The sequence below is a fragment of the Streptomyces sp. NPDC041940 genome (assembly GCF_055589465.1).
The window spans coordinates 203722-214515 of the sequence record NZ_JBVJBP010000008.1 but is presented as its reverse complement, the minus strand read 5'-3'; the positions used below and the strand labels follow the sequence as shown (position 1 = coordinate 214515).

The following is a 10794-nucleotide window of genomic DNA, read 5'->3' as shown; positions in this document are numbered from 1 at the left end:
AGAAACAGAAATAGCGGCATGTGTCACAAGAATCTTGAAGGTCTGCCATCCTTTCCCGGCGCGAACGCCCGCGCACGAGCTGAGGGAGCGCAGTGGCCGTCACGCCCGCCCGCCGGAGCCTCCGGCACCTTCTCTGCCTGCTCTGTGCCGTGTCCCTGCTCTCCTCCTGCCAGGCGGGGCCGGACGACGACCGGCCCGGCCCCGAAGTGGCCGCCGCGCGATGGCGTCAGATTCCGCTGGCCGATCTGCCCCCCGCCTTCTTCGGGGTGACGGCCCGCTCGCTCGTGGCGGCGAAGGACGGATTCCTGCTCGCGGTCCGTCCGCAGAGCGGCGGATCGGAGGTGTACCGCTCCCAGGACGGAATCTCCTGGCGGCTGTCCCCACCCTCGGTGAAGCAGATGTCGGCGGATGTCCTCGCCGGACACGACGGTGACGTGATCGCCGCAGGCCGGCTGTTCCAGGATGCCGAGGAACTGCCGGCGGCCATGCGGTACCGCGGCGGGGGCCAGTGGGGGAAGGTGGAGCTGCTGCCCAAGGGGGAGCCGTCGAACGTCGTGCTGGCCGCGGCCCGGGGACCGCGCGGCTCAATCGTGGTGAGCCATACCGGCGGCCCATTCGAAACCGGGACCGACCAGAAGAAGGGCCGCAGCCTGCGCGTCTGGGCCTCGGCGGGCACGGGCCCCTTCGGTACGCCGCACGATGTCGCCTGCCCTCAATGGCCCGACCAGGAGCCCGAAGTGGGCGCCCTCGCGGGCGAAGAGGGGTTCACGGTGTGGGCGAAGTGCGCGGACGCCTTCGGCACGTCGGCCTCCTTCACCCTGGAAAGCCCCGACGGTGAGACCTGGCGCAAGACGTCGGCCCCACCGGCGCCCCTGGCCCCGCGCGCGGGCACCGCCCGTCCCTCGGCCGGGGCCCAGGTCGGCCAGGTCGTCGCGGTGCCGGACGGATATCTCGCCGTGGGCTCGGCCGAGACGCCCGCCCGGGTCACCGGCGCCCTGTGGTCCTCCCCGGACGGGCGGCGCTGGACGAAGGCGACCAGCGGCAAGGACGGCTTCCGCCAGTCGGTGCGCGTGGACGCCGCCGCCGAGTACGACGGCACCCTCCTCGCCTTCGGCACCGACCCGGAACCCGACGGGCACCCGCCCGTCCGCACCCGGGTGTGGCTCGGCACCCCGCCCGGTCGTACCGCCAAGCCGATCCCCACCAAGGGCGAGGGGCTGCGGGCCGTCTCCGGCACCTGGAGCTGGGCGCAGGGGACCCTGAAGATCTCCCGGCAGGGCGAGTTCACCTACCGCTACCGGGTCCTGCGCGACTGCGCCACCGACGCCCCGCCCTGCGACGACACGACCACCTCCACCTGGGGCGGAGTCGTCACCGGCACCCTGACGCAGGGGCCCCGGGGCGCACTCCGGGGCAAGGTGCTCTCCGCCAACGCCGCCGACCGGGGCTACTCCAAGGGCGATCCGGTCACCGTCACCCGGGAGCCCTACAGCGCCGTCGGCCTCACTATCGGCGCATCGGTAGCGGGCATCTTCTGCACACCCGGCTCCTACGACGAACGCTGCCTGGACGTGCACGGCTGAGGGGGTCACCGGGCCCGGGACGGCCCCACCGAGTCCCGTACCACCACGTGCATCCCCAGCAACAGGTGCTCGTCGGCGCCCGGTGTGTTCGAGGGCCGTGCGGACGGCGAGACGGCCCAGTTCCTCCGGGTACACGCCGCCCAGCACCCGGGACACCGTCGACGCCGAGACGCCCGCGCGCAGCGCTTTCCACGGACCTGGACGGAGGCTGGCAGCGGAGGGGGAGGGAGAGGAGAGTCGTGCGCCTACTGCCGGACTACGCCGCCCCGAGCGTCCCCGCGATCCCCGAGATCGCCTCCGGCCCCACCCGGCAGCACCCGCCGATCAGCCGGGCCCCTGCCTGCCGCCAGCCCGTCACCTGGTCCGCGGTGAAGCTGGAGCGTCCGGTCCAGGCGCGAGCCTCGGCGTCCCAGGTCTCGCCGCTGTTGGGGTAGACGACGACCGGCTTGCCGGTGACCCGCGCCGCGGTCGAGGCGGCGGCGTCCACGTCCTCGGGCGCACAGCAGTTCACGCCCACCGCGATGACCTCGTCCACGTCGGCGGCCAGGGCGAAGGCCTCCTCCAGCGGCTGCCCGGCATGCGTGCGGCCGCCGGCGACGGAGTACGTCAGCCAGGCCGGCACCCCGAGCCCGCGCACCGCCCGCAGCAGTGCCGCGGCCTCGTCGGCGTCGGGGACCGTCTCCAGGGCGAGGACGTCCGGGCGCGCCGCCGCCAGCACCTCCAGACGCGGGCGGTGGAAATGCTCCAGTTCATCGACCGTGAGCCCGTAGCGGCCCCGGTACTCCGAGCCGTCCGCGAGCATCGCACCGTAGGGGCCCGCCGAGGCCGCCACCCACAGGGGCCGGGAGGCGCGTGCCCGGCGGGCCGCCTCCCGCGCCAGCTCCACGCTGAGCGTCATGAGTTCGGCCGCCCGGTCGTGGCCGATCCCGCGCTTCTCGAAGCCCTCGAACGTGGCCTGGTAGCTGGAGGTGATCGCCACGTCCGCGCCCGCCCGGAAGTAGGCCAGATGCGCCTCGGTGATCGCCTCCGGCTGCTCGGCGAGCAGCCGCGCCGACCACAGCTCGTCGCTCAGGTCGTGCCCGGCCGATTCGAGCTGGTTGGACATGCCGCCGTCGAGGACGACCGTTCCGGCGGCGAGGGCTTCGGCGAGGGTGATGGTGCTCGTCATAGGCACGACGGTAGTCGAGATCCGGCGGTGGGCCCCAGCCGATTGTGTCCAGCACATGAACAGGTCGACCACCATGTGGGATGGCGGTTACGATCAGGACCCTCCCCCTCCGCTTGTACAGGATCGCTCATGACCGTCCCCAGCCCCACCGAGGCCGCCGAACCCGCCGAGCCGTCCGAACCGGCCCCCGCGGCGGCCCCCGCTCCCCGCCGCACCTTCGGCCTCGCCGCCGCCACGGCCCTCGTCATGGGCAACATCATCGGCGGCGGCATCTTCGCGCTGCCGACGACCGTCGCCCCCTACGGCACGATCAGCCTGCTCGCCTTCCTCGTGCTCTCGGTCGGCGCGGTGCTGCTCGCGCTGCTCTTCGGCAGGCTGGCCCGGCGCAGCCCGGTCACCGGCGGTCTCTACGTCTACCCGCGCGACGCGTTCGGCGAGTTCGCCGGGTTCCTGTCGGCCTGGTCGTACTGGACGATGTGCTGGGTCAGCATCGCCGCCCTGGCCGTCGCGGTCGTCGGCTACGTCGACGTCCTGATACCCCTGCACGGCAACCACGCCCTGCAGGCCGCCGTCGCCATGGCCGCCCTGTGGCTGCCCGCCGCGGCGAACTTCGCGGGCACACGGTGGGTCGGCGCGGTGCAGGTCGTCTCGACGATCCTGAAGTTCGTACCGCTGCTCCTGCTCGCCACGATCGGCCTGTTCTTCGTCGACGCGGACAACTTCGGCCCGTTCAACGCCTCCGGCCAGAGCGTCTCGGGGGCGCTGGCCGCCTCCGCCGCGCTGCTGCTGTACAGCTTTCTCGGGGTCGAGTCGGCCGCCGTCAGCGCGGGCGAGGTCCGCGACCCGGAGCGGACGGTCGGCCGGGCGAGCGTCCTCGGCACACTGGCCTCGGCCCTGGTCTACATCCTCGGCACGGTCGCCGTCTTCGGCCTGGTCCCGCACGACCGGCTCGTGGACTCCGGCGCCCCGTTCGCCGACGCCGTCAACGCCCTCACCGGCAGCTCCTGGGGCGGCACCGCCATCGCCCTGGTCGCCGTCGCCTCGATCACCGGCTGCCTCAACGGCTGGATCCTCATGGCCGCGCAGATGCCGTACGCCGCCGCCCGCGACGGTCTCTTCCCGGCGCCGTTCGCGAAGCTCGGCAAGGGCGGTGTCCCCGGCTTCGGCGTGTGGGCCTGCGCGGTCCTCGGCTCGCTCCTCATCGCCCTCAACTACACGGCGGGCCCGGACACCACCTTCCGCGTCCTCGTCCTGATCACCACGTTCACCGGCTGCGTGCCGTATCTGCTCTCCGCGGCGGCCCAGCTGTACTGGCTGGCCCGGGGCTCGCGCGAGCGCGTCCGTCCGGCGGGCCTCACCCGCGACCTGATCGTCGCGGCCCTCTCCTTCGGCTTCTCCTTCTGGCTGATCGCCGGCGCCGGGTACGCGGCCGTCTACCAGGGCGTGCTGTTCCTGTTCGCCGGGATTCCGGTCTACGTGTGGCTGCGGGGACGCAAGGACACTCCTCCGGTGCAGGCCTCGGCATAGCATCGGGGGATGCCCGAGGTCGCTGTCGCTGATGCCGAAGTTCGTGAGGTCCTGGGAGTCCCGGCCGGGAGGGCGGTGTTCGAGCCGCTCAAGCACAACCCGTGGAACGGCGTCACGGCCGGAGTGTGGCGGGTCACGGGCGGCGACCGCTCGGCCGTCCTGAAGGTGCTGACGCGCACGAAGGAGACCAGCGTCGCCTGGGCGGCGTCGAACGACCCCCGGCACTGGAACTTCTGGCGCCGCGAGGCCTACGTCTACTGCTCCGGGCTCGCCCAGGTCTGGCAGCGGCACGGCATCCGCGCGCCCCGGCTGCTGGCCTGCGTGGAACGCCCCGACGGTGATGTGGCCCTGTGGCTGGAGGACGTACCGGGTGAAGCGGCGACGGCCTGGCAGCTCGACCGGCACGTCGAACACGCCCATCGGCTCGGGGCCGCGCAGGGGGCGGTGGGAGCGGGGGAGGGCCACCCGTGGCTGTCGCGGCACTTCCTGCGCGACTACGTCTCGGGAAAGACGACGGGCCAGGACCTCCTCGACGACGACGAGGCCTGGCGGCACCCCCTGGTCCGGGAGCACTTCCCGGCGGGCCTGCGCGCGGACATGGTCCGCCTCCACCACGACCGCGAGTGGTTCCTCACGGTCATGGAGTCCCTGCCCCGCGCCTTCTCGCACCTCGACCAGTGGCCGGCCAACGTCCGCTCCGACGGCGGCGACAGCGTCCTGTTCGACTGGGCGTTCGCCGGCGACGGAGCGCTCGGCGAGGACCTCGGCAACTACCTCCCCGACTCCGTCTTCGACCTGTTCGTCCCCGCCGCCGACCTCCCCGGTCTGGCCAAGGCGGCCTACGACGCCTATGTGCACGGCCTGCGCGAGAGCGGCTGGCACGGAGACGAACGCCTCGTACGGCTCGGCGTGTGCGCCTCCGCGGTGAAGTACGACTGGCTCACCGCGCTGATGCTGGCCCGGGCGGACGAGTCGCCGGTGGCCTACGGCGGCATGGGCACCGTCCCCGCCGCACTCCGCTACCGCGAACGCGGCCTGACCCTCGCCTTCCTCGCCGACCGGGCGGCCGAGGCACGGCTGCTCGCTCCCCTGCTCGGTTTTCCCGAAGCGCCCAGCGGCCGCTGAACCGCTCAACGGAAACGGAAGACCATGGCCCGAGTCGTCGAGTTGTCATACTACCCCGTCAAGGGATGCGCCGGGATATCGGCACGCGAGGCGCTGCTGACCCCCGCGGGGCTGGCACACGACCGCAGCTTCATGGTCGTCAGCGAGGAGGGCGTGTACCGAACCCAGCGCCGGGACCCCCGCCTTGCCCTTATCAGGCCCGCCGTCACCGCCGACGGCGAACACCTCACGCTGCGCGCACCGGACGCCGAGGCCCTCCGCCTCCGGGTGGACACCTGCGGCACCCGGCAGAAGGTAGACCTGTTCGGGGACGCCTTCCAGGGCATCGACCAGGGCGACGCGGCAGCCGCCTGGCTCTCGGACGTGCTCGGCGCCCGGAGCCGGCTCGTGCGCGTACCGCCGGAGCACGACCGGGTGACCGACGGCGTGACACCGGGCACCTCCGGCTACGCCGACAGTTGCGCCCTGCACGTCATCTCCCGCTCCACCCTCGACCTGCTCAACCGGAAGCTGAGCGAGCGCGGCTCCAGCCCACTGCCCATGGACCGCTTTCGCCCCAACCTCGTGCTCGACGGCTGGGACGACCCCCACACCGAGGACCGCGCCCACCGCATCCGCATCGCCGACACCGAACTGGGCTACGCGAAACTCGCCATCCGCTGCGCGGTCACCCTGGTCGACCAGCACTCCGGAACCCGGGCGGGCCCGGAACCCCTGCGCACCCTCGCCGCCTACCGGCGCGCGTCCCAGGGCGGCATCGCCTTCGGCACGAAGTACGCGGTGCTCCGGCCCGGCAAGGTGTCGGTCGGCGACGAGGCGGCCGTCACGTCGTGGGGCGAGTCCGAGGTGTGAGCCTCACCGCCGCGCGCGGCCCGCATGACGCCCGCCGCCCCTCCGGCCCCGCCCTCGTCGCGTCGCCATGGGTACGGCGAGGCTGACCACGAGGGCCAGCCCGAGTGCGTAGGGCCACCAGCCGAAGCCGACGTTCTCCGACGCGCCGGCGCTGCGGGGCGTCACCGCGTCGGATGCGGGCGAGCCGGACGCGGTGGGGGACGGGCTCGGGGTGGTGGTGGCCGCTGTCAGGGCTATGTCGTTGCCGTCGCCCGCGTGGTAGCTGATGCGGTAGGTGGTGCCGGCCAGTTTCAGGCGGGCGCCCTCCTTCAGGCCGGTGAAGGTTCCCGAGGGCTTGGAGCGGCCCTCGTTGTCGAGCACGGGGATGACGCGAGCGGGCCGGCTCCCGGTGGCCGACACGTCGAGATCTCCGGACAGGCGTACCGCGCCCGTCACCTTCAGCGGCTTGTCCCGCAGGAGCAGGGAGCCTTTCGCGCCCTGCGTGTAGGGGCCGTTGACGGTGAGGCCGGTCGTGACGGTGCCTTCGTTGGTGACCGCGCCGGTGACCGTGCCCTTGCCGGTGAGGGTGGTCGCCAGGTGCAGGCCCGCCCGGCCGGTGTCCAGCCGGGCCCCGGCCGAGGTGAGCCGGATCGCCTTGCTGTGTGTGAGGGTGGCGCCCCGGCGCAGGGCCAGTGTGCCCCTGGAGACCGTGGTCGTCCCGGTGTACGTCACCGCGCCGCCCGTCAGTGTCGTCGTGGCCGCGCCCGACTGTGTGAGCGAGCCGCTGCCGCCGACGCGGGACAGGGTGAGGGGCCTGTCCGTGTTGCGCAGGACGAGCGAGCCGTTGTTGACGACCTCGGAGAGGGCGCCGCGCGTGTACAGGCCGCCGTCGCCGCCGCGCTTGCCGCTGCCCAGCCGCAGGACCGCGCCCTTCTCGACCGTCGTGGAGCCGTCGTAGTACTGGACGGCCGCGAAGGTCACGTCGTTGCCGGGGGTTCCGGCGATGACGATGTCGCCGGCGCCGGGGGCGGAGAGCGTGTCGTGGAACCGGCCGCCGCCGATGGGGGCGCCGAGCGTCACCGGGCCGTTGTAGTCGAAGGTGAGCCTCGAACGCTGCCGGGCCGCGAGGAGGTTGATGTACACGGTCTCCGCGGTGCCCGGCATGAAGATCTTGCGTGTGGTGCCGTCGCCCCACCGGACGTTCGCGCCCTTGATGTTGGTGCCGCGCTTGTTGACGTTCTTGCGGGCGGGTGTCCAGTTCAGGGCGGGGTCGCTGAGCGAGGGGTCGGTGTCGCCGCCCCGGTCCGACCAGCTGTACTGCCCGGTCAGGACGACCGTGCCGCCCGGCCGCGACTGGACGTTGATGTCGCTGCCGTACTCGCGCTGGTAGAAGTCCATGCCCATGGTGACGGTCTGCCCCAGCGGGGTGTCGACCGTCCAGGTGCCCTGGTTGAGGACCTTGCGCACGCGCGGCAGCGAGGTCGCGTACTCCGGCCGGCCGGCGTTCGCCTGTGTGCCGTTGTCGATCACCCCGGAGAAGGAGTGGGTCCCCGACAGGTCCCAGGTGCCCCAGAGGAAGCGCGGCTGGGTGATCAGCCCGGAGCCGCTGAGCGTGCCGAGGTTGTAGGCGCTCTTCAGGGCGAGCCGCAGGGTGCCGTCGACCCGGATGTTGTCCTGGTTGAGCCGGAACGCCGGGGTGTCGTACGGGAAGTGGCCGATGAGCCCGGTCGTGCCGCCGTCGCCGTACTGGAGGGTCGCCCCGCGCTCGACGGTGATCGCGGGCGGGTCGGGGCGGGTCACGGTCACGTACGGGTGGTTGCCGCCGAGAGTCCGCACCGTCTGCCGCTGCCGGGACCGGGGCAGCGTGAAGTCGCTGTCCCTGGTGAGGATCAGCGTCCCGCTGCCGCGCACCGTGAGCGTGCCCTCACCCCGGAACACGCCGTCGTACGTCGTCGTCCCGGGCGGCACGGTGACGGCCGTGTCCCCGGCGAGCGTCACGTCCCGCCCGTCGAGCACGGCGGCCGTGACGTCCCGGGGCCCGGCGGCCGCCGCCGGGGGAGCGCCGAGCAGAGACGCGACCGCCGCGAGAACGCCGATGGCCGCTGCTGTGGTGTGGGTGGTGAGGCTGCGCACATCACCGGAGACGTGGGTGGCGGGCGCCGATAACAGAAAATGGGTTGGCGACCCTTTGGCGCGCCGCGATACTCCCCCTGACCAGGGGGAGAGCAAGGGGGAGGCCGTGTGGCCGTGTTCGGGTGTACGCGGTGCGGCGCCGAGCTGACCGTGCCCGTGTCGCGGGTGGCGCTGCCCGACCACGCCCGTCAGGCCTACGGCCATGAGCTGCTCCCCGCCCTGATGGAATCGGGCACCTACGCCGTCGAACCCGAACCCTCCGGGCCGCCCTGGCGGAGGTGGAGTGAGGTCGGGGCACAAGAGTCCTTGGCCCGGGGCGTGTTCGCGCCCGTGCCCGCGCTGTCCTTCGGGTCGCGGGGCGCGGTCGTCGTCGCGCCCGGCGATGTGCGCGGCACCGTTCTCATCCCCGAGCGATGCGAGGGCTACTGCCTGGGTCTGGACGGGAGCAACGGTCCCAACCTGGCCTGCGCCCGGTGCGGACAGGCCGTCGCGACACGCGTCGACGACTGCACGCTCTGGCAGGCGGTGTGGCTCGAACCGAACGCCGTTCACCCCCTCACCGCGGACGCACCGGCTCTCCCGGCGGACTGGGCGGCGCTGGGCCGGGAGTGCGAGGCCATCCCGCCCGTCGAGCAGGGCGGGTGGTGGGATCCCCGGTGGGAGGCGGCCCTCGGGACGGCGCTCGCCCACCTGCTGGCCGCCTCGGCGGGCACACCGGTGAGCGTCCCCGACGGCCTCCTCGCCGAGACGCTGGGCCGAGCGCTCGACCTGCTGCTCCCGCGGGGGCGTTCACCGAGGAAGGCGGCCGCCCTCGCCGGACCGGGCCTGCCCGTCCCCGACGCCGCCCCCGACATCGTCCTCGTCCCCCGGCACCCGCGCACCGGCGAGGTGTGGCAGGCACCGCCCGGCGTCGCGCACACCGTGCCCGTGCCCGCCGGCGTCTGGCTCCACCTGGCGCTCCGGCCCGCGCGGTTGCCCACGCCCACGACCGGTCGCCTGCCCGACGGAGTCGAGCGCGACGATCCCCTGCCCCTGCGCCCCCGGTCGCTGTTCCGGCCCGACCCGCGCATCCTCCTCCACACACTGGCCCGTTTGCCCGCCGTCCGTGAGCCATGGCTGCGCGCGATCTACGACCGTGTGGACAAGTACCCGTACAGCCGCCCCTTCTGAGGCCCGGCCGTCTTCGTCCCGTCCTTGTCCCGTCTTCGTCCCGTCAGACCCGTTGACCTCCCCGTGACACACCCTTACCTTTTCGGCGTTCGTAATGACAGATGGTGTTCGAAATATCAGGCAACGCCGTGTGTCCCCCAGTGAGAGGCAGCCCCCCGCATGAGCCGCGACCGCGACCACGCTCTGCCCGAACCCCCCAGCCGCAGACTGCTGCTGAAGGGTGCCGCAGCCGCCGGCGCCCTGGCCGCCGTTCCCGCCGTCCCCGGCATCGCCCAGGCGGCCACCCCGGCCAGGCACCCCAAGCCGGCCCCCTTCGCGAACCCGCTCGTCCCCAACCGGGCCGACCCGCACATCCACCGGCACAAGGACGGCTTCTACTACTTCACCGCCACCGCCCCCGAGTACGACCGCATCATCCTGCGCCGCTCCCGCACCCTGAAGGGCCTCGGCACCGCCGCCGAGTCCGTCATCTGGCGCGCCCACCCCACCGGGAACATGGGCGCGCACATCTGGGCGCCCGAACTGCACCGCATCGGCGGCAAGTGGTACATCTACTTCGCCTCCGCGCCCGCCGAGGACGTCTGGGCGATCCGCATCTGGGTGCTGGAGAACGCCCACCCCAACCCCTTCAAGGGCACCTGGGTGGAGAAGGGCCAGGTCAAGACGGCCTGGGAGACCTTCTCCCTGGACGCCACCACCTTCACCCACCGGGGCTCCCGCTACCTCGCCTGGGCGCAGCACGAGCCCGGCATGGACAACAACACCGGCATCTTCCTCTCCGAGATGGCGAACCCCTGGACCCTGAAGGGCCCGCAGGTGCGCCTCTCCACCCCGGAGTACGACTGGGAGCGCATCGGCTACAAGGTCAACGAGGGCCCGTACGTGCTGAAGCGCAACGGCCGCCTGTTCATGACGTACTCGGCCAGCGCCACCGACTTCAACTACTGCGTGGGCCTGCTGACCGCCGACGCCGACAGCCACCTCCTGGACCCCATCAGCTGGGCCAAGTCGCCGGTCCCGGTCTTCACCAGCAACGACACCACCAAGCAGTACGGCCCCGGCCACAACTGCTTCACGGTCGCCGAGGACGGCCGCACCGATGTCCTCGTCTACCACGCCCGCCAGTACAAGGAGATCAACGGCGACCCGCTGAACGACCCCAACCGCCACACCCGTATCCAGAAGCTCGGCTGGAAGCCGGACGGCACCCCGGACTTCGGCATCCCGGTCGCCGACGCCATAAGGACCGGTGACTGA

General features: G+C 72.6%; 8 protein-coding genes. 6 read left to right on the top strand and 2 right to left on the bottom strand.

Translation table 11 applies throughout. The features are described from left to right. The first annotated feature begins 92 nt into the window (after nucleotides 1-92). Nucleotides 93-1583 (top strand): hypothetical protein, encoded by a 1491-nt coding sequence (locus ACZ6I3_RS16725; RefSeq protein ID WP_469415282.1) that lies wholly within the window; start codon nucleotides 93-95, stop codon nucleotides 1581-1583. A gap of 256 nt (nucleotides 1584-1839) precedes the next feature. On the opposite strand, the gene mmuM is transcribed toward ACZ6I3_RS16725, so the two are convergent. Then, on the bottom strand, nucleotides 1840-2751 hold the full coding sequence (mmuM, locus tag ACZ6I3_RS16720; RefSeq protein WP_469415280.1) for a homocysteine S-methyltransferase: 912 nt from the start codon (nucleotides 2749-2751) through the stop codon (nucleotides 1840-1842). A 129-nt stretch (nucleotides 2752-2880) separates the two neighbouring features. Between mmuM and ACZ6I3_RS16715 the strand changes: the two genes are divergently transcribed. Genes ACZ6I3_RS16715 through ACZ6I3_RS16705 form a run of 3 tightly spaced genes read left to right on the top strand, consistent with a single transcriptional unit; the run spans nucleotide 2881 to nucleotide 6255 of the window. After that, nucleotides 2881-4278: an amino acid permease gene (locus tag ACZ6I3_RS16715; RefSeq protein ID WP_469415278.1), complete on the top strand. Its 1398-nt coding sequence runs from the start codon at nucleotides 2881-2883 to the stop codon at nucleotides 4276-4278. 9 nt (nucleotides 4279-4287) lie between these two features. Continuing rightward, nucleotides 4288-5403, top strand: a complete 1116-nt coding sequence (locus ACZ6I3_RS16710) for an aminoglycoside phosphotransferase (protein ID WP_469415276.1) — start codon at nucleotides 4288-4290, stop codon at nucleotides 5401-5403. Nucleotides 5404-5427: 24 nt separating this feature from the next. Next, nucleotides 5428-6255 (top strand): MOSC domain-containing protein, encoded by an 828-nt coding sequence (locus ACZ6I3_RS16705; RefSeq protein ID WP_469415274.1) that lies wholly within the window; start codon nucleotides 5428-5430, stop codon nucleotides 6253-6255. A 3-nt stretch (nucleotides 6256-6258) separates the two neighbouring features. Here ACZ6I3_RS16705 and ACZ6I3_RS16700 read toward each other — a convergent pair whose 3' ends face one another. Further along, complete coding sequence (locus ACZ6I3_RS16700) at nucleotides 6259-8367, bottom strand: autotransporter (protein ID WP_469415273.1); 2109 nt, start codon at nucleotides 8365-8367, stop codon at nucleotides 6259-6261. A gap of 108 nt (nucleotides 8368-8475) precedes the next feature. Between ACZ6I3_RS16700 and ACZ6I3_RS16695 the strand changes: the two genes are divergently transcribed. Next, nucleotides 8476-9537 carry a hypothetical protein gene (locus ACZ6I3_RS16695; protein ID WP_469415271.1) on the top strand — a complete coding sequence of 354 codons (1062 nt, stop codon included), beginning with the start codon at nucleotides 8476-8478 and terminating at the stop codon, nucleotides 9535-9537. Nucleotides 9538-9696: 159 nt separating this feature from the next. Further along, nucleotides 9697-10794, top strand: a complete 1098-nt coding sequence (locus ACZ6I3_RS16690; RefSeq protein ID WP_469415270.1) for a glycoside hydrolase family 43 protein — start codon at nucleotides 9697-9699, stop codon at nucleotides 10792-10794.